The organism is Streptomyces sp. NPDC005775, assembly GCF_042871565.1.
Taxonomy (GTDB): Bacteria; Actinomycetota; Actinomycetes; order Streptomycetales; family Streptomycetaceae; genus Streptomyces.
In genome coordinates, this window is the sequence record NZ_JBIAIU010000007.1 from 201,788 (window position 1) to 228,426 (window position 26,639).

General features: G+C 71.6%; 21 protein-coding genes. 8 read left to right on the top strand and 13 right to left on the bottom strand.

All coding sequences use genetic code 11. The features are described 5' to 3' along the window. Positions 1-76 precede the first annotated feature (76 nt). On the top strand, positions 77-1,060 hold the full coding sequence (locus tag ACFYPA_RS18550) for a GDP-L-fucose synthase (RefSeq protein WP_359079285.1): 984 nt from the start codon (positions 77-79) through the stop codon (positions 1,058-1,060). Between the two features lie 99 nt (positions 1,061-1,159). Here the strand turns inward: ACFYPA_RS18550 and ACFYPA_RS18555 are convergent, their stop codons facing one another. Then, positions 1,160-2,662 carry a sugar transferase gene (locus tag ACFYPA_RS18555; RefSeq protein ID WP_359079287.1) on the bottom strand — a complete coding sequence of 501 codons (1,503 nt, stop codon included), beginning with the start codon at positions 2,660-2,662 and terminating at the stop codon, positions 1,160-1,162. A gap of 416 nt (positions 2,663-3,078) precedes the next feature. Between ACFYPA_RS18555 and ACFYPA_RS18560 the strand changes: the two genes are divergently transcribed. Beyond that, the gene (locus ACFYPA_RS18560) at positions 3,079-4,338 is read left to right on the top strand and encodes an FAD-binding protein (protein WP_359079288.1); all 1,260 of its coding nucleotides are present in this window, start codon (positions 3,079-3,081) and stop codon (positions 4,336-4,338) included. A gap of 35 nt (positions 4,339-4,373) precedes the next feature. Here ACFYPA_RS18560 and ACFYPA_RS18565 read toward each other — a convergent pair whose 3' ends face one another. After that, on the bottom strand, positions 4,374-5,369 hold the full coding sequence (locus ACFYPA_RS18565) for an MASE1 domain-containing protein (protein ID WP_359079824.1): 996 nt from the start codon (positions 5,367-5,369) through the stop codon (positions 4,374-4,376). 63 nt (positions 5,370-5,432) lie between these two features. Continuing rightward, positions 5,433-6,263 (bottom strand): PP2C family protein-serine/threonine phosphatase, encoded by an 831-nt coding sequence (locus ACFYPA_RS18570; protein ID WP_359079290.1) that lies wholly within the window; start codon positions 6,261-6,263, stop codon positions 5,433-5,435. Between the two features lie 274 nt (positions 6,264-6,537). On the opposite strand from ACFYPA_RS18570, the gene ACFYPA_RS18575 reads away from it, so the two are divergent. Further along, positions 6,538-6,837 carry a DUF1876 domain-containing protein gene (locus tag ACFYPA_RS18575; protein ID WP_359079292.1) on the top strand — a complete coding sequence of 100 codons (300 nt, stop codon included), beginning with the start codon at positions 6,538-6,540 and terminating at the stop codon, positions 6,835-6,837. Between the two features lie 85 nt (positions 6,838-6,922). Here ACFYPA_RS18575 and ACFYPA_RS18580 read toward each other — a convergent pair whose 3' ends face one another. Beyond that, complete coding sequence (locus tag ACFYPA_RS18580) at positions 6,923-8,227, bottom strand: pectate lyase (RefSeq protein WP_359079294.1); 1,305 nt, start codon at positions 8,225-8,227, stop codon at positions 6,923-6,925. A 283-nt stretch (positions 8,228-8,510) separates the two neighbouring features. Between ACFYPA_RS18580 and ACFYPA_RS18585 the strand changes: the two genes are divergently transcribed. Both ACFYPA_RS18585 and ACFYPA_RS18590 read left to right on the top strand, forming a co-directional pair. Then, positions 8,511-9,134: a DUF6629 family protein gene (locus ACFYPA_RS18585; RefSeq protein WP_359079296.1), complete on the top strand. Its 624-nt coding sequence runs from the start codon at positions 8,511-8,513 to the stop codon at positions 9,132-9,134. A 398-nt stretch (positions 9,135-9,532) separates the two neighbouring features. After that, positions 9,533-10,024 carry a lamin tail domain-containing protein gene (locus ACFYPA_RS18590; RefSeq protein WP_359316688.1) on the top strand — a complete coding sequence of 164 codons (492 nt, stop codon included), beginning with the start codon at positions 9,533-9,535 and terminating at the stop codon, positions 10,022-10,024. A 122-nt stretch (positions 10,025-10,146) separates the two neighbouring features. On the opposite strand, the gene ACFYPA_RS18595 is transcribed toward ACFYPA_RS18590, so the two are convergent. Then, positions 10,147-12,177: a SpoIIE family protein phosphatase gene (locus ACFYPA_RS18595; protein ID WP_359316691.1), complete on the bottom strand. Its 2,031-nt coding sequence runs from the start codon at positions 12,175-12,177 to the stop codon at positions 10,147-10,149. Positions 12,178-12,440: 263 nt separating this feature from the next. Between ACFYPA_RS18595 and ACFYPA_RS18600 the strand changes: the two genes are divergently transcribed. Further along, positions 12,441-14,330 (top strand): rhamnogalacturonan lyase, encoded by a 1,890-nt coding sequence (locus tag ACFYPA_RS18600; protein WP_389132894.1) that lies wholly within the window; start codon positions 12,441-12,443, stop codon positions 14,328-14,330. Positions 14,331-14,545: 215 nt separating this feature from the next. Here ACFYPA_RS18600 and ACFYPA_RS18605 read toward each other — a convergent pair whose 3' ends face one another. The 3 genes from ACFYPA_RS18605 to ACFYPA_RS18615 all read right to left on the bottom strand — a co-directional run bounded on the left by ACFYPA_RS18605 (position 14,546) and on the right by ACFYPA_RS18615 (position 17,140). Next, positions 14,546-15,184 (bottom strand): hypothetical protein, encoded by a 639-nt coding sequence (locus ACFYPA_RS18605; RefSeq protein WP_359352501.1) that lies wholly within the window; start codon positions 15,182-15,184, stop codon positions 14,546-14,548. A gap of 161 nt (positions 15,185-15,345) precedes the next feature. Next, positions 15,346-16,284 carry an endonuclease/exonuclease/phosphatase family protein gene (locus ACFYPA_RS18610; RefSeq protein WP_389132897.1) on the bottom strand — a complete coding sequence of 313 codons (939 nt, stop codon included), beginning with the start codon at positions 16,282-16,284 and terminating at the stop codon, positions 15,346-15,348. 187 nt (positions 16,285-16,471) lie between these two features. After that, complete coding sequence (locus ACFYPA_RS18615) at positions 16,472-17,140, bottom strand: alpha/beta hydrolase (protein ID WP_359079309.1); 669 nt, start codon at positions 17,138-17,140, stop codon at positions 16,472-16,474. Between the two features lie 155 nt (positions 17,141-17,295). Here ACFYPA_RS18615 and ACFYPA_RS18620 point away from each other — a divergent pair, with 155 nt between their 5' ends. Continuing rightward, complete coding sequence (locus ACFYPA_RS18620) at positions 17,296-18,072, top strand: helix-turn-helix transcriptional regulator (RefSeq protein ID WP_359316700.1); 777 nt, start codon at positions 17,296-17,298, stop codon at positions 18,070-18,072. A gap of 89 nt (positions 18,073-18,161) precedes the next feature. Here ACFYPA_RS18620 and ACFYPA_RS18625 read toward each other — a convergent pair whose 3' ends face one another. Next, positions 18,162-19,472 carry a DUF6777 domain-containing protein gene (locus ACFYPA_RS18625; protein WP_359316703.1) on the bottom strand — a complete coding sequence of 437 codons (1,311 nt, stop codon included), beginning with the start codon at positions 19,470-19,472 and terminating at the stop codon, positions 18,162-18,164. Positions 19,473-19,613: 141 nt separating this feature from the next. On the opposite strand from ACFYPA_RS18625, the gene ACFYPA_RS18630 reads away from it, so the two are divergent. Then, positions 19,614-20,900, top strand: a complete 1,287-nt coding sequence (locus ACFYPA_RS18630) for a streptophobe family protein (protein WP_359316706.1) — start codon at positions 19,614-19,616, stop codon at positions 20,898-20,900. On the opposite strand, the gene ACFYPA_RS18635 is transcribed toward ACFYPA_RS18630, so the two are convergent. The 4 genes from ACFYPA_RS18635 to pgm form a co-directional block, all read right to left on the bottom strand. Next, the gene (locus ACFYPA_RS18635; RefSeq protein ID WP_359316708.1) at positions 20,897-21,907 is read right to left on the bottom strand and encodes a serine/threonine-protein kinase; all 1,011 of its coding nucleotides are present in this window, start codon (positions 21,905-21,907) and stop codon (positions 20,897-20,899) included. The genes ACFYPA_RS18630 and ACFYPA_RS18635 overlap by 4 nt on opposite strands. After that, positions 21,907-22,506 (bottom strand): hypothetical protein, encoded by a 600-nt coding sequence (locus ACFYPA_RS18640; protein WP_359079319.1) that lies wholly within the window; start codon positions 22,504-22,506, stop codon positions 21,907-21,909. The genes ACFYPA_RS18635 and ACFYPA_RS18640 overlap by 1 nt, the downstream gene beginning before the upstream one ends. 9 nt (positions 22,507-22,515) lie before the next feature. Next, positions 22,516-24,867, bottom strand: coding sequence for an FHA domain-containing protein (locus tag ACFYPA_RS18645; protein ID WP_359316710.1), 2,352 nt, complete (start codon positions 24,865-24,867; stop codon positions 22,516-22,518). A gap of 109 nt (positions 24,868-24,976) precedes the next feature. After that, positions 24,977-26,617, bottom strand: coding sequence for a phosphoglucomutase (alpha-D-glucose-1,6-bisphosphate-dependent) (gene pgm / locus ACFYPA_RS18650; protein WP_359316712.1), 1,641 nt, complete (start codon positions 26,615-26,617; stop codon positions 24,977-24,979). Positions 26,618-26,639 lie beyond the last annotated feature (22 nt).

Consider the following 26,639-nt stretch of genomic DNA (forward strand, 5'->3'; position numbering starts at 1 on the left):
CAACCGAAATTTCAGCGTTTGAGCGATCTGCGGCAAAGCGTCACCGTGTCGTGGAGCTGCTGGCACAATCCGAGCCATGACGACCGATCTCCCCGGCCCTCCCCAGGAATCCGTCCCATCCCTGCTACGCCCCGGCGCCCGGGTGTTCGTTGCCGGCCACCGCGGTCTGGTGGGCTCCGCGCTGGTGCGCAGGCTGACCGCCGACGGCCATGAAGTGATCACCCGCGGGCGTGACCGCCTCGATCTGCGTGACGCCGGGCGGACCGGCGCCTTTCTGCGCGGGGCCCGTCCCGACGCCGTGGTGCTGGCCGCCGCCAAGGTGGGCGGGATCATGGCCAACAGCACGTATCCCGTGCAGTTCATCGAGGACAACCTGCGCATCCAGCTGAGCGTGATCGCGGGCGCGCACGCCGCCGGGACCGAGCGGCTGCTCTTCCTCGGCTCGTCCTGCATCTACCCCAAGCTGGCCCCGCAGCCCATACCCGAGACCGCGCTGCTCACCGGCCCGCTGGAGCCGACCAACGAGGCCTACGCCCTCGCGAAGATCGCCGGGATCGTGCAGATCCAGTCCTACCGCCGCCAGTACGGCGCTTCGTACATCAGCGCCATGCCCACCAACCTCTACGGGCCGGGCGACAACTTCGACCTGGAGACCTCGCACGTCCTGCCGGCACTGATCCGCCGCTTCCACGAGGCGCGGCAGAGCGCGGCCCCGGCCGTCACGCTCTGGGGCTCCGGCCGCCCCCGCCGGGAGTTCCTGCACGTCGACGACCTCGCCGCCGCCTGCGTACTGCTGCTGGAGCGGTACGACGGTGAGGCGCCCGTCAACGTGGGTACCGGCGAAGACCTGGCCATCGCCGAACTCGCCGAGACCGTGGCCGAGGTGACGTCGTATCAGGGGCGGGTCGAGTGGGACACGGCCAAGCCGGACGGCACACCGCGCAAGCTCCTGGACGTGTCCAGGCTGTCCTCCCTCGGTTTCGAGCCGCAGATCGCGCTGCGTGACGGAATCGCGCGGACCTACGCCTGGTGGCTCGACCGGCAGGGCGCTCAGGTCTGACCGGCCTCCGGGGCCGGCGCCCCGGTCCGGGAGGCGGGCCGCGACCGCGCGACCCGCCTCCCGGACCGCTTTCTTTCCCCTCATTCGGACCGCCCGCTCTCAGTACGCCCCGCGGCCGTCGGTGACGGCGCGCAGCGTACGGGCCATGAGTCCCACGTCCGTGGCAACCGACCAGTTGTCGACGTACCACAGGTCCAGCGACACGGTCTCCTGCCAGGACAGGTCGGACCGCCCGCTGACCTGCCAGAGGCCGGTCAGCCCCGGCCTGACAGCGAGCCGCCTCAGCTCACGTTCGTCGTAGCGGGACACCTCGTCCGGCAACGGCGGCCGCGGGCCGACCAGGGACATGTCACCTCGTAGCACGTTGAAGAGCTGGGGCAGCTCGTCGAGGGACGAGCGGCGCAGCAGCCTGCCGATGCGGGTCACCCGCGGGTCCCGGCGCATCTTGAACATGGGACCGTCGTTCTCGTTCGCCGTCACCAGCTGTGCCTTGCGCTGCTCGGCGTCCACCACCATCGTGCGGAACTTCCACATGGTGAACGGCCGGTTGTGCTGTCCCTGGCGGATCTGCCGGTGGAAGACCGGCCCGGCCGAGCTGAGCCGGACCGCGGTCGCGACCGTCAGCAGCAGGGGTGCCAGCACGATCAGACCGAGCGTGGCGCCGGTGCGGTCCACCGCGGCCTTGAGGGCCTGCTGCGGGCCGCGCCGCAGTGGCGGCACGATGTGCAGCAGGGTCAGCCCGGCCGCCGACGTGGGGCGGACCCGGCTCTCGGCGATCTCCGAGAGGTGCGACAGCACGGACAGGTCGAGCCCGCCGTCGTGCAGGCCCCAGGAGAGCCGGCGTAACCGCTCCTCGGCGAGCTGCGGCCCGGGCACCACCAGCGCCAGGTCCGCCTCGTGGGCGAAGGCGGCCCCCAGTACCGTCGAGGCGTCGTCGTCGGCGGGCTGCGGCGCGAGCCGCCCCGGAACCGGTGCCTCGCAGGTCAGGGGCGCCGTGCCCACGGGCACGACGGCCACCACGAGGTAGCTGTGGTCCTTCCGGGAAGCGAGCAGCCGCACCGCCCGGTCCACCGCCGCGGCCTCGCCGACCACCAGGACGCGGCGGACGGTCCGGCGCCGCCCGGACCACGGCAGCCGCTGTGCCCCCGACGCCGCCGCGGTCGCCAGCAGGCCCGGGATCAGCGCCACGACGGCCGTCGCCGGATCGATGGTGCCGGCGGACATGGTCCAGAGCACCGCCATCAGTCCGATGAGCAGCAGCCAGTCGCCGGCGGCGGTCAGTGCGCCCGGCGGCCGGCCCGTGCCCCGCACGGCGTACCGTCCGCGCGCGGCCCGTACGGCGGACCACACCATCGCGGCCGCCGCCGCACCGGCCAGGGCCCTGGGCTGTCCGTCGGTGCGCAGGACGAGCCAGGCGGGAACACCCAGGCCGAAGAGATCTGAGCCGATGACGAGTGGCAGGTACCGGCCGGGTCGGTTCTTCGGCCCCGGCCGGGTGGAGCGGTCGCGCTGTACGGTCGGGCCCTGCCGCAGGCGGTCGAATTCCTGGCTGCTGGGCCGCTTCGAAGCAGTCCGTGGACGAGGCGCTCCCGCCAGTCCCACGGGTCCTGATATTTCGGATTCGGGTAGCTCGACATGCCCCATGAACCCCCCAGTCACAGTTGCATCGCCACAAACGGGGCGCATCCGCCGATCCTGTGGACTGACGGATGCGCCCTCGCTCGGTGCACGATATCCACACACGTGCCATTTCGCTGGAGTTCCGGTGAACTTCAGACGGCCGAATCGACCCGGAACTCGTCCCGTTCCGTGCGGGATATCAGGTTCTGTGCGCGGCTGTTGATATGTGGTGCGTGTTGCAATCGGATGGTGTGCGGATATGTACGTCTGTCTGCCAACTACGCCCCGTGGGGGCCAGGTTGATCGTTACGGCCTGCTTGCGCCGCGGTCCCTGCCGCCGTCTGGGAGAATACGGTGCCGGGGGACAGCGCCCGGCACGAGCGAAAGAGGAACGCACGGTGACTCCCGCGGAGACGAACTGGGCCGGCAACATCACGTTCGGCGCGAGGCGGTTGTGCATACCCCGTACCGAGGCCGAACTGCGGGAGACGGTCGCCGCCTGTGCCCAGGTGCGGGCCCTGGGCACCCGGCACTCGTTCAACACGGTCGCCGACACCGCGGGGGACCTCGTCTCGGTGGCCGGACTGCCGCGGATGGTCGACATCGACCGGGATGCGCGGGCGGTCACGGTCAGCGCGGGGCTGCGCTTCGGCGAGTTCGCCGGTGAGCTGCACGAGAACGGCTTCGCCCTGCACAATCTGGGCTCGCTGCCGCACATCTCGGTGGCGGGTGCCTGCGCGACCGGGACTCACGGCTCCGGCGTAGGGAACCGCTCCCTCGCGGGGGCCGTCCGGGCCCTGGACATGGTGACCGCGGACGGCGGGACGGCCACGCTGCGGCGCGGCGACCCGGACTTCCCCGGCGCGGTGGTGTCCATGGGCGCCCTCGGTGTGGTGACCCGGCTGACCCTGGACCTGGTCCCCGCCTTCGAGGTCCGGCAATGGGTCTACGAGGACTTGCCCGAGTCCGTGCTGACCGGTGGGTTCGACGAGGTCATGTCGGCCGCGTACAGCGTCAGCGTCTTCACCGACTGGCGGCCGGGACCGGTCGGTCAGGTGTGGCTCAAGCAGCGGGTGGGGGACGAGGGGCAGCAGCAGGCGCCTGCCGAATGGCTCGGTGCACGGCTCGCCGACGGCCCGCGCCACCCGATCCCCGGCGTACCGGCCGGGAACTGCACCCGTCAGCAGGGCGTACCGGGGGCGTGGCACCAACGGCTGCCGCACTTCCGGCTGGAGTTCACCCCCAGTAACGGCGACGAGCTGCAGTCCGAGTACTTCGTGGCTCGCGAGGACGCCGCGGCCGCGTACGAGGCCGTGGGCCGGCTCCGGGAACGCATCGCCCCGCTCCTGCAGATCTCCGAGATCCGGACCGTGGCCGGCGACGACCTGTGGCTGAGCCCCGCGTCCGGCCGGGACTCGGTGGCCTTCCACTTCACCTGGGTGCCCGACGGCGCGGCGGTCGCGCCGGTGCTCGCGGAGATCGAGGAGGCGCTGGCGCCGTTCGGTGCCCGTCCGCACTGGGGAAAGGTCTTCGGTACCGGCCCCGACGTCCTGCGCACGCTGTACAAGCGGTACGAGGACTTCGAGGAGCTGACGGCCCGCTACGACCCGGCGGGCACCTTCCGCAACGACTTCCTGGACGCGCACTTCCCGCGGTGACCCCCGGCGGCGGATCCCCGCCCCCTCCGACAGGGTCAGCGGCTTTCGCGTTCGTCCCTCACCCGGTACGGCCAGGCGGCCGTCGGTCTGCCCGGCGCGAGCTGATCGACCAGGTCGGCCAGCTCCTCGCAGGCACCCTCGATCCGGCGGCGGACGTTCTGCTGCTCGGCGACGAGGGCGGCCAGCAGGAGGGCGGTCAGCGCGACGGCCCCGTTCAGGATCGTGAGGTTGACCATGACCTCGAGCGTGGAGTGGCCGACGAACGGGCCCACCCGGTCCGTCCCCGCGAGAATCGCCAGGACGGACATCAGCAGCGCGCACGGCGCGCTGCCCGCGAGCTGGAAGCGCAGCGCCGCCCAGATGAGGATCGGGAACACCAGATAGAGCATCGACAGTGAGCTGCGGGTGGCCAGCAGCGTGCCCAGGACCGCGACGACCAGCAGCGCCCCGCCCTCCACCCACCGGTCGGTCAGCTGCGGCATCCGCAGTCTGCGCAGTACGAGCAGCAGCGGGGTGACCACCAGCACACCCATCGCGTCCCCGGCCCACCACGCCGCCCAGGCCGACCAGAATCCGCTCGCCGGGAGTTTGCCGTCGACCAGGAGCACGGCCGTGCCCGTGGTCGCGCTGATGACCATGCCGGCCAGCGCGCCCAGGAAGACCAGGATGACTCCGTCACGCAGCCGGTCCAGCTCGGTCCGGAAGCCGGCGCTGCGCAGCAGGAGGAAGGAGCAGACGGGAGCGATCGTGTTGCCCGCCACGACGAGGGCGGTGGACGACGTCACCGATCCGGTGAGCGTGGCGATGACGAGCAGGGAGCCGAGCGCGATCCCGGGCCATACGCGCAGGCCCATGTACAGCAGGGCGCTCAGCGCGATCCCGGTCGGTGGCCACAGCGGCGTGACGACCGCCCCGTGGACGTTCACCTGCCGGAGGAGGCCCACGTCCGCGGCCGCGTAGTAGGCACCGGCGACGGCCAGGACGCGCAGTAAAGCCATGGCCCCGCGTCGGTTCTTCTCGCTGTGGATCACGGTTCTCATGAGACACCGGCCGTGACGAGTGGCCGCTGCGTGACACGCGCCGGTCCCCCGGCCTCATCCCGCGGCGGGAAACGCCGCGTGCCGCAGGACGAGTACGGCGGCGTCGTCCTCGTGCCCGGTGCGCTCGGCCGTCCCGAGGATCGCGTCCGCCAGTACGTCCGCGTCGTCACCGACGCGCGAGCGCACCAGCCGCACCACGGCGTCCAGCCCCTCGTCGATGGGGTACGACGGTCCTTCGATCACGCCGTCCGTGAGCAGGACGAAGGCCCCGTCGGCGGTGAGCCGCCGGGTGGTGACCGGGTACTCCTCACCGCTCTGGATCCCGAGCGGCAGACCGCCCTCGTCCTCGGTGACGCCCGACCGGCCGTCGGCCGTCGCCCACACCGCACCGACGTGACCGGCACGGGCACTCTGGAACTCCCGGGTCCGCGGATCGAGCCGGACGAAGGTGCAGGTGGCCAGGAGCCCGGAGCCCACCGACAGCAGCAGGTCGTTGGTCCGGCCCACCACCTCGCCCGGATCGGCGGTCGTGGCCGCGACCGCGCGCATCGCGATCCGGATCTGGCCCATGAAGGCGGCCGCCTCGACGTCGTGGCCCTGTACGTCCCCTATGGCGAAGGCCAGTGAACCGTCCGGCAGCCGGAACCCGTCGTACCAGTCACCGCCGATGTCCAGGCCGCTGCGCGCGGGGGTGTAGCGGGCGGCGGTCCGGAGACCCGGCAGGGACGGCAGTGCGGAAGGGAGCATCCCCCGCTGCAACGCCTCGGCCAGCTCGACCCGTGCCTGATGCAGCTCCACCTCGCGGCGGGCCCGCGAGGTCAGGTGCTGGAGCGTGGTGAGCAGTTCCTCGGCACTGGCCGGACGGGGAGGACGACGCCGGTTCATGGGCCGCTCCGCAGGGCAGATGGTGGCCGTCCGCACGACGGATCCGTCGTGGCGGGCCGATCCGGGAGGTCGGCGCCGGTGGCCCGGCGGGCAAGGGCCGCGGCCCGGCTGCTGCGGGCCCGGCCCCTGCATCCTATTTCGGTCCGGGGCTCCGCGCAGGCCGAGCCGGACCCGGGGGGCGGGGACGGGCGTGCCGGGCCGGTTGGGTGGATGCTGGAGGTGGACCCGTACGGCGGCGGGCGCCTGCCTGCCGGTGCGAACCGGGAGGTGCGCGATGAATCGCACGATGGAGTGGACCGTCCACGTCGATCTGTCGGAGGACGACGGGATGACCAAGGCGGAAGCGGTGCTGGACACGGGTACGGCCAAACTCACCGGCCACGGGGTCGCCCGATGCAGCCCGCAGGACCCGGACGTGCCCACCATCGGTGACGAACTGGCGGCGAGCCGCGCGATGCGGGACGTGGCGGGTCAGCTGATGAGCGTGGCCGACCGCGAGCTGGGCCAGGTCGGCGCGGGATCCGGAAACGGGCCCGTTCCACCGCCGTACGCCTGGTCGGACGCGACGGCCTGAGGCCGGTCCGCCTCCGCGGGCGGCAGGGGCGAGGACCCGCCCGCCCCGGTGTCCGGGACGGGCGGGTCCGGCACGTCACCGCTGATCAGTCGACATAGGTGATGTCGGAGGTGGCGTACAGACAGTTCGTGCTGTCCGGGCCGGTGCCCGTCTTGCTGGGCTCGCCGCTCGTCACACCCTTGTACTTGGTGCAGATGTCGATGTCGCGGTCGCCGTCGTCGTAGATCGTCACGCCGCTCAGGCGCGCCGTGTCGCCGTAGTTGGGGTTGATCCCCACGAGCCCGTCGCCGGGCGCGGTGATCCAGACATTCTGCACCTGGACGTGGCGGCCGTACTGGGTCGAGCAGTTGCCGCACGAGCGGTAGAGCTTGCCGAAGTCCCTGACCTGGAAGTTCTTGATGATCAGGGTGCCCCCGCCGTTGTGCTGGAACACCTTGTCGTCCGCCAGCTTCGCGCCGCCGCCGTCGATCGTGCGCACCAGCGAGGAGGAGCCGCCGAGGAAGGTGGCGGCGTCCTCGCCCACGTCCTCCCACCACACGTTCTTCAGTGTGCAGGCGCCCAGGCAGTGCACGCCGTCCGCGGCGGGCGAGCCGAGGATGACGTTTTGCAGCGTGGCGCCGTCCGCCAGCTCGATGAGGGCCGGCTGGTCCTCGTCCTGGCCGTCACTGCCCAGGTCACCGCTGCCGTAGAAGCGCTTCAGGTTTCCGTCGTAGGTGCCGGAGAGCTTCATCGTGGAGGACACGGCCTGGCTGCTGGTCGCCGTCGGCCAGGCGGGCGGGGAGCCGGGGTCCGTCGGCGGGTCGGTCGGCGGATCCGTGGGCGGGTCGGTCGGAGTCGACCCGGCCGCGGTGAACGTCCAGCGCTTGCTGGTCACCGAGTCGCAGGAGTTCTGCTGGACGAGGGCGCCGGACGCGGTCGAACTGTCCTTCACGTTCAGGCACTTGCCGCCGTTGGCGTTGACGACCCGGTACGTGCTGCCGCTGACCTGGGCGAGCGTCCACACCTGGCCGGCGCCGCCGGTGCAGGTCTGCTGTTCCACGGCCTTGCCCGCGCTCGTCGACGCGCCACGGACCCCGGCGCATTTGGCGCTGTGCGCGGCGCTCAGGGTGTAGCCGCTGCCGGAGGTCTTGAGTTGCCACGTCTGGTTCGCGGCACCGCTGCACGACCGCTGGCCGAGCTGGACGCCGTCGGAGGTTCCCGCTCCGGGAACCTCCAGACACAGCCCGCTCGCGGCGTTCGACAGGCTGTACGAGCCGGCTGCGGGGGCCGCCGTCGCGGAACCGGTGGCGAAGAGTGCGGTGAGCCCCGCGAGAACGAGCGAGGCTATCGCGACGAACGCGGCGGCTGCCCGGCCGCCTCTGCGTCTGGCATGCTGATTTCTGGTACGCACTGGGGTGTTCCTTTCACCGCCTGCGGTGTCCCCGCAGGCACCAATGAGTGGTTTTGGTGCGGTGGCAGGCAATCCCTCGACCATCGGAACGACGTCCCGTGATGTTCCGTATGGTGAACCGAGTTCTTGTATGCGAACAGCGGTGACGGTACGTCAACGGCATGGACCGGTCAAGAAGTGGGAGTGTCATGATTCGGCTCCCGCCGGGCGGGCCGTAGCGTGCAGGGGGGAGCGGCCGCGGCGTGGACCGGCCGCCGCGTACGAGAAACCCCTGGGTGACGCCATGTGCTGGAGTGCCACCGCCGACCTCGTCGCGGGTACGGCGATCGCGGCGATCGGTGCGGCCTGCGTGGCCCGCACCCGCCGGACCCGCGACCTTCCCCTCGCGGCGCTGCCGCTGCTCCTGGGGGCCCATCAGATCATCGAGTCCGTGGTCTGGCGGGCGGAGGGCGGGACCGGGCCGGCCATCGTCGCCTGGGCGGTCATCGCGCTGCCGGTCCTGGCGCTGTGGGTGCCGCTGGGTGTGCTGTGCGCGGCCCCGCCGACGGCCCGGCGCCGGCTCGCGCTGCCGCTGGCGGCGGGGGTGGCGACCTCGGCCACCCTCGCGTACAGCCTGGCGACCCGGCCGGTGACGGCGCAGATCCGTGGGCACACCCTCGGGTACGCCCTCGACCTGCCGCGTCCGGAACTGGTCGTGGCGGGCTACCTCCTGGCCACCGTCGGGGGGTTGCTCCTGTCCGGCGACCGTGTGCTGGTGTGGCTCGGCGTGCTGGTCGCGGGCGGAGCCGCGCTCTGCGCCGCGCTGTGGCGCCTGGAGTTCATCTCCACGTGGTGCGCGTTCGCCGCCGTCTGCTCGGTGGTCCTGCTCGGCTGGTCCGGAAGGCGCCGGCCGGGCGCACGTGGCTGAGTGCCCAGCTCTCGGCCGGTGTTCGAGAGAACCCGCGTTCTGCTGTCCCGGGGTAATGGAACGCGTGTTCAGATTCGGCCGGGTGGCTGTTGTTACGCAGCCGGGGCCCTGTTCGGCCGGGCCCCGGCGGTAGCGCGACGGGCATGCGGCGGTGCGCAGGGGGCCGTCAACGCGGCGCCGCGCGGGTGGATGCAGCGGGCAGGGATTGACAGGTACCCGGAGGTTCCGGTGGATGTCGCGTACACCCGCGTGTGACGGAAATGTCTGCATCGTGTAACACGGCTCCGGGGCTGTTTCCAGACACCGGGCAACCGGGTCAAAGTGTGCCTTCCCGGCACCACGCCGGGGTCGAAAAACGCCCGGACCGCAAGGCCCGGGCCTGTACTTGAGGGGTCTTCATGTCCCGTTCCGCACGACGGATCACCGCTGCCGTTCTCGCCTCCGGCGCACTGGTCGTCGCCGCCGCCCTCCCGGCCGTCGCAGACGGCCGCGGTAACGACCACGGCCACGGCCACGGCCGCGGCAACGCCCAGCACTCGGCCGTCGTTCTCGGCAAGATCCAGTACAACAGCCCCGGCCGCGACAACGGTTCGAACCGCAGCCTGAACGGTGAGTGGGTCACCGTCACCAACACGAGCCGGCACGCGGTCAACCTGCGCGGCTGGACCCTCCGCGACGAGAGCCACCGCACCTACCGGTTCGACCTGCGGCTGCCCGGCCGCTCCTCGGTGCGCGTGCACACCGGCGTCGGCCGCGACACCCGCACCGACGTGTACCAGGACCTGCGCCGCTACGTCTGGGACAGCCAGGACACGGCGACCCTGCGGGACGCGCACGGCCACAAGGTCGACTCCAAGTCGTGGGGCCACCGCCACGGCGGCCGTCGCTGACCCGTCGGCAGCCGTCCACTGAACCCGGGGCGGCTGCCGGCGTCCTGACCGCGGCGCACCACGGACCGACCCCCGTGGTGCGCCGCACCCATGTCCGCGTCCTCAGGAGGCGTCGGCCGCCTTCACCCGCTCCTCGTCGAGTGCTGTGGGACCTCCTGCTCGGTCCACAGGGCCTTCCCGTCGGTGCTGTACCGGGTGCCCCAGTGCGTGGCGAGCTGCGAGACGATGAACAGGCCGCGGCCGCCCTCGTCGACGGTGCGGGCGTGGCGCAGATGCGGTGCCACCGGGCTGGTGTCGTGGACCTCGCAGGTGAGGGTGCGGTCCAGCAGCAGCCGCAGGTGCAGCGGCGGGGTTCCGTAGCGGACCGCGTTGGTGATCAGCTCGCTCACGATCAGCTCGGTCGCCTCGATCGTCGCCTCGTCGAGGTCCCAGCCCTCGAGCCGGTCGCGGACCAGGGTGCGGGCGATGGCGGGCGTCGTCCGGTCGTGGGCCAGCTCCCAGGTCGCGACCCGGTCGGGCGGGACCACGCCCGTCCTGGCGAGCAGGAGCGCGGCACCGTCCGGGTGCGTGCCGGCGGGGAGGTTGTAGACGATGGCGTCGCACAGCTCCCGCAGCCGCCGCCGCGGATGGGCGAGCGCGTCCCGCACCCTGGCCACGGACTGGTCGTCGGACAGCAGCGAACCGGTGAGGAAGGCCAGCACACTGCCCTCGGCGAGCTCGATCGTCGCCGTGGCGAACGGGGCGCTGTCCTCGGAGAACAACGGCGGCCCCTCGGGCACGTCGAGGTCGATCGGGCGGCCGCCGGGATCGACGGCGACCGGCGCGGGATGGCCCGCCCGCGCCACCGTGCAGGTCCGGGCGAAGGGGTCGTAGACCGCGTACAGGCAGGTCGCCGTCAGCGGCTGGCGGTGCAGCGAGTCGCCCGGCGGCAGTGACCGGCGCTCCCGGGCGAGGCGGTCGGCCGTGTCGTTGAGGCGGGCCAGTACCTCGTCGGGGTCCAGGTCGAGACCGGCCAGGGCGTGGAGGGCCGTACGCAGTTGCCCCATGGTGATGGCGGTCTGGAGCCCGTGCCCGGCGACGTTGCCGATGATCAGCGCGGTCCGGGCACCGGACAGCCCGATGGTGTCGAACCAGCAGCCGCTGTTGCGTCCCGGAAGCAGCACATGAGCGGTCTCCACGGCGATCCTGGCGCCGTCGTGCTGGGGCAGGAGCCTGCGCTGGACGGTCGAGGCGATCACATGGTCGTACGCGTAGCGCCGCGAGGCCTCGATGCTCAGCGCGGTGTGGGCGGCGGCCGTCAGCGCGAGAGTGAGGTCCCTCTCGTCGAAGGGCTCGGAGCCCGGGCAGCGGTACAGGCTCGCCAGGCCGAAGAAGGCCCCGTGCAGTTTCAGCGGTGCCACGATCAGGGAGTGGGCGCCGGTCGCCGCGACCAGGTGCGCGGTGGCCGGATCCGATTCCAGCCACGGAGTGTCCGGGCCGAGCCGCCCGAGCCGGGGCCGCAGGTCATTGGCGGCGAGTGCGTACGGCGTGCCCTCGGGCAGATGCCGTGTCACGCCCACCGGCGTGCCCCCGTCCGCCCCGAGCTGGGCCGCGCGGTGCAGGCAGACCTCGGGCGGCACCGGGCTGAGCGGTGCGCCCGAACCGCGCAGCACCTCGTCCACCACCTCGATCACGGCGATGTCCGCGAACTGCGGCACCAGCGCCCCCACGAATCCCTGGCAGATCGCCTCCATGTCGAGGGAGTGCCCCACGTTCCTGCGGATCGCGGCCAGGGCGTCCACCCGGCCGCGTGACTTCTCGCCCTCGTTGACGTCGACGACGGCCGCCAGCAGTCCGAGCGGCCGGCCGGAGGGGTCGTCGAGGCGGTGGATGGTGACCATCAGGCTGCGGTCGGGCCCGGGCGCCCCCATGAGCTGCCCCCGGATCATGTGGTTCACGACGGGCACACCGCTCTCCAGCACGCCGCGCAGCAGGTCCTCCGACTCCTCGGGGTCCTGGAGCCGGTACGCCTCGGTGAAGTGGAGCCCCATGATCTGCTCGGACGCGACGGCATCGGACAGGGCGTTGACCCGTTCCACCCGCAACTCCGTGTCCAGGACGTGGAGTCCTACCGCGGACTGGCTGAACAGTGTGTCCAGGAGCGCGCTCGCCATCCTGTCGGCCTGGGGCGTCCCTGGGACCGGTGCACCGGCGTCCGGCACGTCGCACCCCCATCTGGCTCCGCCACCCCTGCGAATCGGCAGCTCTGCGGACAGCCTGCGCATACCCCGGGCGGCCCGCCACCGCGCTGCGGCAGACGGGTGAATCGGGCCCGTGCGGCCCCGGCCGCCGATCCGGTGCGCCGCGACGGCAACCTTTGCGGCTCCGGCGGGCACTGAGGTGTACCGACCCACCCCCACTCCGGAAGGCACGCACCGTGGCTCCTGAGCATCCCCGATCCCCCCGCAAATGGCGTACGACCCGCACCCGTGCCCTGATCGGTGCCGTCACAGCCGGTCTGCTCGCCGCCGCCGCACTGGTCGCCACCGGCCAGACCTCGCAGGCCGCGACCGCGCGCCAGGCGGAAGCGCTGGACCGCGGCGTCGTCAGCGTCCACACCGACGCCGGCAACCTGATCAGCTGGCGCTGGCTCGCCACCGACGCCGACACCGTCTCCTTCAACGTCTACCGGGCCGGCACCAAGGTCAACGCCTCGCCGGTCACCGGCTCGACGAACTACTTCCACGCCGGGGCTCCCAACTCGGCCGACTACACGGTGCGTGCGATCGTCGGCGGCGTCGAGCAGGCCGACTCCGTGCACGCGATCCAGTTCCGCAGCGGCTACAAGGACGTGCCCATCAGCCCGCCCGCCGGCGGCACGACCCCCGACGGCGTCGCCTACACCTACGAGGCCAACGACGCGTCCGTCGGCGACCTCGACGGGGACGGCGCACTCGATTTCGTACTGAAGTGGCAGCCCACCAACGCCAAGGACAACTCCCAGTCCGGCTACACGGGCAACACGATCGTCGACGGGATCAAGCTCGACGGCACCCGGCTGTGGCGCGTCGACCTGGGCCGCAACATCCGCTCGGGCGCGCACTACACCCAGTTCCAGGTGTACGACTACGACGGCGACGGCAGGGCCGAGGTCGCCATGAAGACCGCCGACGGCAGCGTCGACGGCAGGGGCACGGTGATCGGCAGTGCGTCGGCCGACCACCGCAACTCCTCCGGCTACATCCTGTCCGGCCCCGAGTACCTGACCATGTTCAACGGGCAGACGGGCGCCGCCATGGGCACCGTCGACTACGTACCCGCACGGGGCACCGTCTCCTCCTGGGGCGACAGCTACGGCAACCGCGTCGACCGCTTCCTCGCCGGCACCGCCTATCTCGACGGTTCCAGGCCCTCGCTGATCATGGCCCGTGGCTATTACACACGTACGGTGATCGCCGCCTGGGACTGGCGGAACGGGGCGTTCACCCGGCGCTGGACCTTCGACACCAACAGTTCGACCAACTCCGGCAAGGGATACGACGGCCAGGGCAACCACCAGCTGTCGGTCGCCGACGTCGACGCGGACGGCAAGGACGAGATCGTGTACGGCGCCATGGCCGTCGACGACAACGGCAACGCCCTGTGGACCACGAAGAACGGCCACGGCGACGCCATGCACGTCGGTGACCTGGACCCGTCCCGTTCGGGCCTGGAGGAGTTCAAGGTCGACGAGGACAGCTCCAAGCCCTCGTCCTGGATGGCGGACGCGAGGACCGGCAAGATCATCTGGTCGACGCCCGCCGACGGCGACAACGGACGCGGCGTCAGCGACGACATCTGGTCCGGCAGCGCCGGCGCCGAGTCCTGGTCGTCGGCGGCCGACGGGGTACGCAACCCCAAGGGCGCCGTCGTCGCCAGCCGCAAGCCCTCCAGCGCCAACTTCCTGTCCTGGTGGGACGGCGACACCACGCGGGAACTCCTCGACGGTACCCACATCGACAAGTACGGCACCTCCGGCGACACCCGGCAGCTGACCGGGGCGTCGGTCCACTCGAACAACGGGACCAAGGCCACGCCGGCGATCTCGGGCGACCTGTTCGGCGACTGGCGCGAGGAAGTGGTCTGGGCGACCACGAACAACACCGCTCTGCGGATCTACTCCACGCCGTACGAGACCACCACGAAGATCACCACGCTCCTCCACGACACCACGTACCGCACGGCGCTGGCCTGGGAAAACACCGCCTACAACCAGCCACCGCACCCGAGCTTCTTCATCGGCAGCGGGATGCCGACGGCGCCCCGGCCCATGGTGTCGACGCCGTAGCCGGGCGAACGCGGGTCCGGCGCCCGCGGGACGGCGGCCGCGGATGACTCATCCGCGGCCGCCGACCAGCCGACCAGCGGGCTGAGTAAGGGTTTCACCTGGCAACCCCACCGTCACGCCGTTTGCCGACTGGGTGGCGCCGAGGAGCCGTACCGTCCTCTTCACGCAGCCCCCCACTCGCTCGTGTCCGAGGCCAGAAGCCGCAGCTGGTGAGCCTACGGGCAGGACTCGTCGAACTTCACGGCTGCCAACTCAACCGGCTGCCCGTTGAGGGCGGCTCCCGGGCTGGGGGACTGGGTGCACACCTGCCAGTTGCTCTCCATCAGCACCATGCGGTCCTCGCCGGCGTCCTTGACGGTGATCGACGTGCTTGAGTCGAGGGCGCCACGGGCGGCCTTCACGGACTTGCCGGCCAGGTTCGGCATCTTTCCGCCCTCGACCTTCGGTTCCTGCTGGTCCTTCGCCGGGCAGGTCTCCTCCAGTTTCACGGCGCCGAAGTCGAGCTCGGTGTCCGTGGGGATCGTCTTCCCCACCGCGTGGTTCTGCGAGCACACCTTCCAGTTGCGGTCGAGCGCCTGCATCCGGTCCCGGCCGGTGCTGTCATGCGAGGTGAGGAGGTAGAACCCGTCGGCCTGCGCCTTGTCCTGCGCGGACTGCAGCCCCATGCCGACGAAGTTGGCGACCGTCCTGCGCTCGACAGGCTTGTCACTCTCCACTGACGGCGACGGATCAGCCGCTGTCGTAGCCGGCGGCGGGGTGTCAGATGACTTGGCCGCGGGAGCAGCCGGGTCGCAGCCGACCAGCGTGACGACGGTCAGACAGCCGAGCGCGGCGGCGAGTGTGCGGATCTTCAAGTGGTCCCCCGGGGAGTTCGTGGAGGTATGACCTTAGCGTCGGCAAAACGCGAAGGGGATCCCGGTGTTCCGGTAGGGACGGAGTTGTGACCGAATGGCGGGGGAGGGGTGGAGCCGGCAGGGGAGTCGGGCGGTGGTGGGCCGCTGCGATCCGGTGCCGGTCAGACGAGCGGTGCGGTTCCCGGTGGACTGCGCCGGGAAGAAGCCGCCGAACTGTCGCGGGACGAGTTGACTCGCGGGACCGCCGGACGAGGCCGCGGAACCCGCCTCAGATCGGCCTGCACCAGATCGTGGTCCGAGTACGGAGTGAGACGCACATCCTGCTCAAGCGGGGCGAAGCCGCGCAGAAAGACGTAGTCGAACTTGCTGCGCCAGTCGGTGGTCGGCTCGCACGTACCGGCCGCCGAGGGGCCACACCCGGGGTCCGCGTCCGCGAACAGGCGCCACATCCCCGCGAGTTCGGCGGCTTCCGGAACCGCGTTGAAGTCACCGAGAACGATCGTGCGGTCATACCGGCGGACCGCCTTCGCCAGTACGCCGGTCTGCTTCGCACGGACTGATTCCTGACGCCGCTGGGCCAGGTGCGTGTTGAAGACCCGGACGGGCCGGCCGTCCACGAGGGTAGTGACGGCCAGGTACCCCCGGTCCTCGGAACCGCCTTCGGGGTACTCCGCGTTCACGGGGTCGGTCATCGGAGCGGCCGAAAGGATCGCCTGGCCGAAACCCCCCGGCTTCCATGGCACTCCTCCGCAGCGGCTCCAACTCCGCAGAACCGATCCGTACTCGACGTGGTAGATCAGCCCGTACAGATACTGCAGATGATCCCGGATCCTCTCCACGTCACCCACGCACGCTTCTTGAAGGCCGATGACCTGAGGCGCGTACGTGGCGATCTCCGCCGCCCGGCCGATGTTCTGGCCGCTTCCCTTGCAGGGATTGCAGATGTTCCACGTCATGACGCGGTTCGGCACGACCTCCTGGGGCGCGCCGGCCGGCAGCGGCTTCGCGGTGTGGGCGCCGTTCGGTGCGCTGGGGCCGAGGAGCAGCACGCAGGCCACGATCAAGGAGCCCGCGAGCCACCGCGTGCCGGTTCGGGTCACCTTCGCCTCCTCGAAGTAGAGACACACGCCATCATGTGAGGTCTGCCCGTACGAGGTTATGTGACGGGCCGTATGCAGCACATGAGATGCCCGGTCCTCGGAAACCGCGCGCTCGGCCCGGGGCACGTGACGCTGTTCCGTAATCCGGTCTTCACCACTGATCGACTACGTGAAGACGCGTCCGCGATCACCCCGCGAGCAGGAGGGCAGCGACCGCCTCCGGGGCTTCGTGCATGGCGTCGTGTCCGGTGGGGAGGTCGTGGACCTGCCACTCGGGGTCGGCCCGCAGACGGGAGCGGAGTCCGGCGAACGGCGTCCGGTCCTCCCAACCCGAGCAGTAGACGAACTCCCGTCGGGCGACCGGGGCGCGCGCGCCGGTGAGCCGGATCGTTTGCAGGAAGGAGGCGAGGGGGTGGGGCCGGCGGCGGGGATCCCCGCCGCCCGGCGGCCGGACGGCGTAGCCGGTGGCCGCGGCGCCGGCCGCGAACACGTCCCGGAAGTGCTCGTTCGTCGACGACCAGCACGACTCGCCATCGCGCGGTACGTAGGCGTCGAGATGCACCAGGCGTGAGATCCGGCCGGCGGCGCGGTCGGCGGCGGCGGTGATCACCATCCCGGCGTAGCTGTGGCCGACCAGCGTCGCGCCGGTGATGTGGTGGCGATCGAGGAGCCGCAGGACATCGTCGGCGTGCGTGTCGAGGTTGGCGCTCGCGACCGTCGCGTTGTCGTCGTCCGGCCGCAGACCGGTCAGGGTCAGGGCGTGAACGGCGTGACCGGCATGCTCCAGCAGCGGAATCACCGCCTCGAACGACCAGGAGCCCTTCCAGGCGCCGGGCACGAGGACGAACGTCGCCATGTGTTTCTCCTTCTCCCGAGCTGCGGCATCGAGGCGCGCTGCCTCACAACCTGAAGACCGCTGCACGAAGGAGTCTCACCGGATCAAGGGGCGGCTCGCTACCGCTAAAGTGCCAACTGATGCCTGTTCGCCGCCAACCTCGTCCGATCGCCGGTGTGACGTCTCATGTGTGGCCGTCCGGCGGGCGCCACCTCTGGCCATCCGGCGAAGCGAGCGCGACGCAGTCGCACGCGCGGGGTCATCTGGTCTATGCGGCCGCCGGTGTCCTCGCGGTGCACACGGCGCGGGGCACGTCGATCGTTCCCGCCGACCGGGTCGCCTGGACGCCCGCCGGCTTCACGCACTTCCACCGCGCCCACGGCGACACCGATATGCGCATCGTCTTCCTCGCACCCTCACTCGCCCGGCTCATACCGGACCGTCCCGCCGTGTTCCTGGTCTCCGGCCTGGCCCGCGAGGTCCTGCGCGCCCTGACCGGCCTCTCCCGCGACGACGACGCGCCGGACTACAGCCGCTCGGCGCGCACGCGCCTCCTTCGAGTCCTCATCGATGAACTCCAGGAGGTGCACGAACAGCCCCTGCACCTGCCGGAGCCGCGGGACGACCGACTGCGAGCCGTTGCCCGACTGCTGTACGAGACACCGGCGGACAACTCCACACTGGCCGAACTCGGGAAGGCGACGGGAGCCGGCGCCCGCACCCTCAGTCGGCTGTTCCGCGATGAACTCGGCATGACCTTCTACGAGTGGCGCACGCAGCTGCGCATCCATCACGCGCTCGTGCTCCTGGCCGAGGGCCACGACACCACCCGGACCGCCTCCGCCTGCGGATGGGCCAACCCCAGCAGTTTCATCGTGGCGTTCACCCACGTCATGGGGACGACCCCGGGCCGTTTCCGGACCGGTTGCCGGGCCACCACCCACACCTCTTGAACTCCCGTCACCGGCCGAGTCCCCGAAGCGATGTGTAGGCGTGTGTCCCGCCCCGGCCGGCTGAGTCGACGTACTGCCGGTCCCGAGCCCTACGCCGTTCCGTCCGTGGTGCCGTCCCCGGGTGCCTGCGGCGCGGGTGGAGGTGCCTGCGACTCCGCGGTCTGCGGGGTCACGGGCTCGGGGGCCGACTCCGACGTCGGCGGCGGTTCCTCGGAGGAGGGCGGCGGCGAGGGGGGAGGCTCCTCGGACGACGGGGGCGGCGGGGGCGGCCCGGTCGACGGTTCACCGGGTTTCGTCGTGGGTGCCGACGGCTCATCGGACGACGGGGAACGTGAGGAGTCCGAGGAGCGGCAGGGCTTCGCCGGGCCGTCGCCCGACTTCGGGGGACACGGCGACGCGCTCGAGTCGGCGGGTGGGTCGGTCTTCCTGTCGTCGCCCCCCGTGTCACCCGCGCCGCGCTCGAACCAGCCCTCGGTCCCGGGGTCGAACATGATGAACACGTCCACCGGCTGCGCGGCCGGCTCCACCACCACGACGTCTCCGGCCCGGTATCCCGGCCAGGCCTCGCCCTTCTGCTGCGGCGTTCCCTTCAGCGCGACCGGCGGCAGCAGCGGGTTGCCGCAGGCGCACCGCACCCTGGGAACTCCGCGGTCGTCGATCAGGACCGCCGTTCCGGCCTGGAGGACCGCCTGGTAGCTCGTCGCCGAGCCGTTCCTGAAGCCGTGGTTGGTCACTCGGGTGTCCAGCCGCAACTGGACCGGCGTGAGCGCGCGCAGATACGCCGGGACGCCGGCCGGGGCGATGCCCTCGACCGAGGCGAAGGCCTTGTTCTTGGCGGGCTGGTCCGTGAGGGCGCTGATCTGCTTCTCCACGTCGCAGGCGGCGACCTTGCGGGTGCCGCCGTACAGACCGGGGGCCGAACCATCCACCCCCCGGGTGACGTGGGGCCCTGTCCGGGTGGCGCTCGCCACCGGACTCGGTACGGCGGTCGGTGTCGCGTCCCCGGCGCTGCTGCGCGCGGTCGAGCCGGTGAACGGGTCGGGGCCGGTCGAGCCCGCAGCCTGGAGGAACACCTCCCCGCCCGCCTTGTCCGAACCGTCCGGCCGGGTGAGCACGACAGCCAGCACCACCGCCGCCACCAGGACCACGGCGATCGCCGCCACCTTGGGGACCGAGAGCCACCAAGGAGTGCGGGGGCCGTTCCCCGGGCCCTGGGGCGTCTCTCCCGAACCGCCGGAACCGCCATGGCCACCGCCGGAGGGCGGACCGGAGGGCGGACCGGAGGGCGGCCCGGACGGGCGCTCGGGGGGAGGCGGGACGGCCCCCTCCTGCGACGGGCCCGAAAGTGGTCCTGAGGGCGGCCCCGTGGGGCGGCCGGACGACGGCGGCTGGTCACTCACGGCTCTTCTTTCCCACGCCAGGGTCGTTACCGAATTCTTTCGGTATCAGCCATTCTGTGCCGGGTACCCGCACGCCCCGCAAGCCGACGCGGTCGGCCCACCCGAGGGGCGGCCCGCAACGCGGCTGCCTAGCGTGGGCCCGTGAGCACACAGGGACCGGGCGGCGGGAGCGACGACGGGAGGCGCGTCGCACACGGCTGGGGCGACGCCCTGATGACCGCTCTCGCGGGGCTCGTAACCATGGGCGTCACCGGCGCCCTCGGTCTGTGGGCGGCGGGTGCCGCGGAACTGCCCGGCGGTTCCTTCCCCCGCGTGGTCGCCGCTGTCGTCGTCATGGCGGCGGGCGGATCGGTCGCACTGTCGGGGAACGCGGGTGACCTCGCCCGGACGCACGCGGACATCTCGGCGCTGCCGCTCTCGGTCACCCTCGTCGGCGCGCTCGTCCTCGCCGCCGGATTCCTTCGCCCACTGCGGCACAGGGCCGTCGCCACCACGCGCGAGCTGGCCGGATGGGCCGGCCGGATCGCGGTGCTGTGGCTCCTGGTGCTCATCGGTCTGTCCCTTCTGGCCCGGCAGACCTTCGACGTGCCCGGCGCCGATCCCACGGGCGGTGTCATCGGTGACGTGTTCGACGCCTCGCCCCGGGCCGGATTCCGGGCCGAGATCCCGCTCACCCTGGTCCTCGGCCTGGTCTGGCTGGCCGGTGTCCTCGTTCTCGCCCTGCTCGTCTCGCGCGGCGCGCCGCTCCCGGCCGGGCTGGTGCGCTTCCAGGAGTCGGTGCGTCCGGTCGCGTACGCGATGGTGGCGCTGCTCCTCGCCTACGTGCTGGTGGGCCTGGTCATCGCACTCGTCGTCGTGGTGACCCGCGGGCATCCGGCCGAGACGTTCGCGGTGATCCTGCTCGGACTGCCCAACCTCGTCTGGCTGGTGTTCACCCTGGGGCTCGGGGCGTCCTGGGAGGGGAAGGCGGACGGGCCGTTCGGACTGCCGATGCCGCAGGTGCTTGACTCCGTCCTGAGGGCCCCGGACCTGTCCACGCTCAACGTCGGCACGCTCGCCGACCAGGACGGCCGTGTCTGGTGGTGCGTCGTCGTCGCCGCGTTGTTCACCCTGGCGGCCGGGTTCCTGGCGGCGGCGCGCTCCCCGGCCCGGATGCGTCCCTGGCAGCACGCCGTGCACATGGCCGCGGCGCTCGCCCTCACCGTGCTCGCCGTGTGCCTGCTCGTCCGGATCTCCGCGCACTACGGCCTGTCCCTGCTCGGCCTCGGCGACCTCGGCGGGGGGCTGGGCGGCGAGGTGCTGCTGCGACCCCGGCTGTGGGGCGCGCTGGGGCTCGCCGTCGCGTGGGGCCTCGTCACCGGCTTCCTCGGCGGACTGCTCGCCGCCCGCGTCCACCGGCGTGGCGAGGTGGGCCCGGCGAGCGCCTAATCACGGAACACCGGCAACGCCCACCGAGGGGGGCCGGGCGGGGGTTCGGGTCCGGACGACCATCCGCCGATCCGCCCGTCCACCTGCGTCGGCGGATGACCGCCCCGCATCTCGCCCCGGGCCGCCGCGCGCAACGCGGACACGAACGCGAGGCACGAGTCGTAACGGTCGTCGGGGCTCTTGGACAAGGCCTTCGCCAGTACCGCGTCCACACCTGACGGGAGATCGGGGCGCACTCCCGTCAGCGCCGGTGGCGGATCGAACTGGTGCGCCCACAGCAGGGCCATGTCGTCGTCGCGCTGGAACGGCGGGGTTCCGGCCATCATCTCGTGCACGACGCACGCGAGGCTGTACACGTCGCAGCGCCCGTCCACCGGGCGGCCCGAGATCTGTTCGGGCGCCACGTAGTCGAGCGTTCCGACGAACTGGCCCACGGAGGTGAAGCCGGTGAGCGACAGCGACTTCTTCGTGAGGCCGAAGTCCGTCAGGTACACATGCTCGGGATGGTCGCTGTCGGTGCCCGCCGCGACCAGGATGTTGCCCGGCTTGACGTCCCGGTGGACCAGGTCGTGATCGTGGGCGGCATCGAGGGCGGACGCCACCTGGGCGGCGATACGGACCGCGGTTCCCAGCGGCAGCGGCCCCTGCCGGTCGATGAGGGCACGCAGATCCTGACCGGCCACGTATCGCATGGCGATGTAGAGGATGCCCTCGGTCTCACCCGCCTCGAAGACCGGCACGATGTGGGGGTGGTCGATCGCGGCCGCCACCCGCGACTCATGAGTGAACCGCTTGCGGAAGGTGTCGTTGCGGGCGAGTTCCGGGGCGAGCAACTTGAGGGCGACCGTGCGGTCCAGCCGCAGATCCCTGGCCCGGTAGACGACCGCCATCCCGCCGCGCCCGATCTCGCCCTCCACGAGGTAGTCGGCGATCTGCCTGCCGGTCAGGTCCAGGGGCCGGCCGGCCGGCAGTGAGGAATCGTCCGGGGAGCCGGTGGCCGGAGCCATCACGCATCACCGGGCCGGGTCCGCGGATGCGTGGCCGGGTCGATGAGCCGGGTCGCTTCCGGGCCGGCTCCACGGGGCGGGCCGCCGCCGCTCGCCGGGGCGCTGCTCGGCCGGCCGGGGCCGGACTGTGCCGCGTAGGTCGTCAGCCGGGCGCCGTCCGTGTACACCCAGCGCTCGTGCTCCGCGTCGAACAGCCACACGGCCTCGCCGTCGACGACCACACCGGCGCGCAGCCCCTGGGTGCGGCGGCGGAACGTCTCGCCGTCGATGTGGCCGTCGACGAGTTCCTCGGACGCCCGTCGGAAGCGGTCCAGCGACTCCTGGACCCGGGCCAGCAGCGGCTGCGGATCCGCGGTGCGGGCCATCGGCTGTCCGGCCCGTGGCGGATCGTGCGGTACGGACACGAGCAGCCGGCCGTCGACCCACGCCGACCAGCCGTTGGCGCACAGGACCTGGCCCCAGTCGCCGCGCCGGTCGAGCAACTGGACGGGAAGCAGCGGGTCGAGGGGCTCGGTGGGCCGGGACACGTCGGGCGCCTCCCAGGCGGGCAGCCCGTCCCGGGGGACGACGTGGGTGGGGCGGAAGTCCTCGGTCTCCATGGGCCGCTCCTACTTCCGCATGATGGCGGGCTCGTGGCGGCGCAGGAGCCTGGCCACCGCGAATCCGAAGAGGGCGGACAGCACCACCAGCATCCCCATGTTGAGCAGCCAGATCCCGGCGGAGTGCTCGAACAGGGGATCCGCGGTCAGCTTTCCGGGCACGATCCTCGCCAGGCCGATCGTTCCCGCCATGGCGCCCAGTGCCCAGCGGGAGGGGATCAGCCAGGACAACTGCTCGATGCCGGGCACGCCGTGCAGTTTCAGCAGGGCGCCGCAGAAGACGACCTGGACGATCGCGAGCAGCACGAGGAGGGGCATGGTGACCTCCTCCTTGCGCACCAGCGCGGACACCAACAGCCCCAGCATCATGGCGGTGAAGGACAACAGCGCCACCGTCAGGGTGATTTCGGCCAGGGGCGGCAGAAGAACACCCTTTCCGCCCGGGGCATTGAGATCGACGCCGACGAGGCCGACCAGCGTCAGCACCACGGCCTGGAGCACCGTGATGGTGCCCAGCACCACGACCTTGGACATCAGGTACGCGGATCTGGACAGGCCGACGGCCCTTTCCCGCTGGTAGATCACCCGTTCCTTGACGAGTTCCCGTACCGCGTTGGCCGCGCCCGTCAGGACACCCCCGACACACAGGATGAGCAGCGCGTTCATCGCCGTCTCCTGCGTCAGCCGGCTCCCGGCCAGGGCTCGTGTCATCGCGCCCATCACGAACGGCAGCGCGATCATGATGACGAGGAACGTCCGGTCGGCGCCGAGCGCGGCCGCGTACCGGCGCACGAGGGTCCGCAACTGCGCGCCCCAGCTGCGGGTCTTCGGCGGCGGGGCGACCGCTGCGGCCGCGGCGTGCGGCAGCCGGGGTTGCGAACTGGCGTTGGCGATGTACTGCCGGTGGAAGGAGGAAGCGGCGAACTCCTCGGCCCAGGGCCGGTCGCGGTCGTTCTCGAACGCCTCGAACGCCTCCGGCCACTCGGCGAATCCGAAGAACGCCAGCGCGTCCCCCGGCGGACCGTAGTAGGCGATCTTCCCGCCCGGCGCGAGCACCAGCAGCCGGTCGCAGACGTCCAGGCTCAGCACACTGTGCGTCACGACGATGACCGTGCGCCCGTCGTCGGCGAGGCCGCGCAGCATGTGCATCACCGAGCGGTCCATGCCGGGGTCGAGACCCGACGTCGGCTCGTCGAGAAAGAGCAGGGACGGCTTCGTCAGCAGTTCGAGCGCCACGCTCACCCGCTTGCGCTGGCCTCCGGAGAGACTGTGGATCGGCTGGCCGGCCCGCTGCTCCAGTCCGAGTTCGCGCACGACTTCGGTGACCCGCTCCCGGCGCTCGGACTTGGCCGTGTCCTGCGGGAAGCGGAGCTCGGCGGCGTAACCGAGTGCTCTGCGTACGGTCAACTGGGCGTGCAGGATGTCGTCCTGTGGCACCAGGCCGATGCGCTGGCGCAGTTCGGCGTAGTCGTGGTAGAGATCGCGGCCGTCGTACAGGACGGTCCCCTCGTCGGCGGGGCGCAGTCCGGTCAGGGCGTTGAGGAGCGTGGACTTGCCCGCGCCACTGGGCCCCACCACTCCCAGGAGGCACTTCTCGCCCACCGGGAACGCGACGTGGTCGAGCAGCGTCTTGCGTCCCCTGTCGACGGTGACCGCCAGGTCCTGGACGTCCAGGGACACCTCACCGGTGTCGACGAATTCCTGCAGCGTGTCCCCGACCAGGCAGAACGCGGAGTGCCCGATGCCGACGATGTCTCCGGGGAGGACCGGTGCGCGGTCGGCCGGCTGGCCGTTGAGGAAGGTCCCGTTGTGCGAGTCCAGGTCGACGATCTCGTACGTGCCGTCCGTGTGCGCCAGCAGTTCGGCATGGCGTCGGGAGACGCTCAGATCGTCGACGACCAGGTCGTTCCCGGAACCGCGGCCGATCCGTACGGTGCGGGACGGCAGCGGCCGTACGGTGGTCGGCCGGCGGAACGTGCCGGTCGCGGCGGGCACCGAGACGGCCGACGGGCGGTCCGGCGGATGCGTCGGCTCCGGAGCGGGCCGGTCCCGGAGCACCGCCCGCGGACCGTCCTGCGGGTGACCGAAGCGAAGGAGGGTACCCGGCCCGACGCCCGACTCATCGATCCGGCGGCCGCCGGTGTAGGTGCCGTTCGTGCTGCCCTCGTCCTCGATCGACCAGCGGCCGTCCAGGGCCCTGAGCACCGCGTGGTGCCACGAGACCCGGACGTCGTCGATGACGATGTCGCTCAAGGGGTCGCGTCCGACGTGGTACTCCCGGCCCGGACTCATCACCGTCGACCCTGCGTCGGTTTCGAGTACGAGCTCGGGCGCGGTCGGCGCGACAGGCCGCTCTCCCATGCCCGAATTCTATCGACCGGTACGGTTATGTGCCCGACCAGTCGGCTGTGTGCAGGGCCCACGCGCCGAGGCTCCCCCACACCGGCACGTGCGGGGGAGACGTGTTCGGTCAGGCGTCCAGAGCCGCGGAGACGACCGCCTTCGCCTCCTCCTGGACACGGGTGAGGTGCTCGGCGCCCCGGAAGGACTCCGCGTAGATCTTGTAGACGTCCTCGGTGCCCGAGGGCCTCGCCGCGAACCAGGCGTTCTCCGTCGTCACCTTGATGCCGCCGATCGCGGCCCCGTTGCCCGGCGCCGAGGTGAGAACGGCCGTGACCGGTTCGCCCGCCAGGGTGTCGGCGCTGACCTGCTCGGGGGAGAGGCGTGCCAGCACGGCCTTCTGGTCGCGGTCGGCGGGGGCGTCGATCCGCGCGTAGGCCGGCTCGCCGAACCGGGACGTCAGCGCGGTGTAGTGCGCGGACGGGGAATCGCCCGTCACCGCGAGGATCTCGGAGGCGAGCAGGGCCAGCAGGATGCCGTCCTTGTCCGTCGTCCAGACCGATCCGTCGCGGCGCAGGAACGAGGCGCCGGCCGACTCCTCCCCGCCGAAACCGAGTGTCCCGTCGGCCAGGCCGTCCACGAACCACTTGAAGCCGACCGGCACCTCCACCAGCTCCCGGCCGAGGTCGGCGGCAACCCGGTCGATCATGCCGGACGACACCAGGGTCTTGCCGACGCCCGCACCCGCCGGCCAGTGGTCCCGGTGCGCGTACAGGTAGTTGATGGCCACGGCGAGGTAGTGGTTCGGGTTCATCAGCCCCCCGTCCGGCGTGACGATGCCGTGCCGGTCCGCGTCGGCGTCGTTGCCGGTGGCGATCGAGAAGCGGTCGCGCTGCCCGATCAGCGAGGCCATCGCGTACGGCGAGGAGCAGTCCATCCGGATCTTGCCGTCCCAGTCCAGGGTCATGAACCGCCAGGTGGGGTCGGTGAGCGGATTGACCACCGTCAGGTCGAGCCGGTGCTGCTCGGCGATGCGGCCCCAGTACGCGACCGACGCACCGCCCAGCGGGTCGGCGCCGATCCGTACTCCGGCGGCGCGGACCGCGTCCAGGTCGAGCACGGACGGCAGATCCGCCACATAGCTGCCCAGGAAGTCGTACGTACCGGTCGACGGTCCCGCCAGTGCCCGGACGTACGGCGTGCGGCGCACGTCCTTGAGTCCGCCGGCGATGATCTCGTTGGCCCGGTCCTGGATCCAGCCGGTCGCCTCCGACCCGGCCGGGCCGCCGTTCGGCGGGTTGTACTTGAACCCGCCGTCGCCCGGCGGATTGTGCGAGGGGGTGACCACCACACCGTCGGCGAGGTGCGAGGCGCGGCCCCGGTTGTACGTGAGGATGGCGTGCGAGACCGCGGGGGTGGGCGTGTAGCCGTCGGCGGAGTCGACGAGCACGGCCACGTCGTTCGCCGCGAACACCTCGATGGCGGTCACCTTGGCCGGCTCCGACAGGGCGTGCGTGTCGGCCCCGAGGAAGAGCGGCCCGTCCGTGCCCTGCAGAGCCCGGTACTCGCTGATCGCCTGGCTCGTCGCCGCGATGTGGTCCTCGTTGAACGCGGTGGCCGTCGACGAGCCCCGGTGGCCCGAGGTGCCGAAGGCGACCCGCTGGCCCGGTTCCGAGGGGTCGGGACGCAGCGTGTAGTACGCCGTCACCAGCCGCGCCACATCGGTCAGGTCCTCCGGGCGCGCCTGCTGCCCGGCTCGTGTATGCGGCATCTGCCACTCCTCCGTATCGGTC

Coding starts and splice junctions, on each gene's coding strand:
- ACFYPA_RS18550 (WP_359079285.1), top strand. CDS start 77: ATGACGACCGATCTCCCCGGCCCTCCCCAGGAATCCGTCCCATCCCTG.
- ACFYPA_RS18570 (WP_359079290.1), bottom strand. CDS start 6,263: ATGAACCGGCGTCGTCCTCCCCGTCCGGCCAGTGCCGAGGAACTGCTC.
- ACFYPA_RS18575 (WP_359079292.1), top strand. CDS start 6,538: ATGAATCGCACGATGGAGTGGACCGTCCACGTCGATCTGTCGGAGGAC.
- ACFYPA_RS18585 (WP_359079296.1), top strand. CDS start 8,511: ATGTGCTGGAGTGCCACCGCCGACCTCGTCGCGGGTACGGCGATCGCG.
- ACFYPA_RS18590 (WP_359316688.1), top strand. CDS start 9,533: ATGTCCCGTTCCGCACGACGGATCACCGCTGCCGTTCTCGCCTCCGGC.
- ACFYPA_RS18595 (WP_359316691.1), bottom strand. CDS start 12,177: ATGGCGAGCGCGCTCCTGGACACACTGTTCAGCCAGTCCGCGGTAGGA.
- ACFYPA_RS18615 (WP_359079309.1), bottom strand. CDS start 17,140: ATGGCGACGTTCGTCCTCGTGCCCGGCGCCTGGAAGGGCTCCTGGTCG.
- ACFYPA_RS18635 (WP_359316708.1), bottom strand. CDS start 21,907: ATGGCTCCGGCCACCGGCTCCCCGGACGATTCCTCACTGCCGGCCGGC.
- ACFYPA_RS18640 (WP_359079319.1), bottom strand. CDS start 22,506: ATGGAGACCGAGGACTTCCGCCCCACCCACGTCGTCCCCCGGGACGGG.
- ACFYPA_RS18645 (WP_359316710.1), bottom strand. CDS start 24,867: ATGGGAGAGCGGCCTGTCGCGCCGACCGCGCCCGAGCTCGTACTCGAA.
- pgm (WP_359316712.1), bottom strand. CDS start 26,617: ATGCCGCATACACGAGCCGGGCAGCAGGCGCGCCCGGAGGACCTGACC.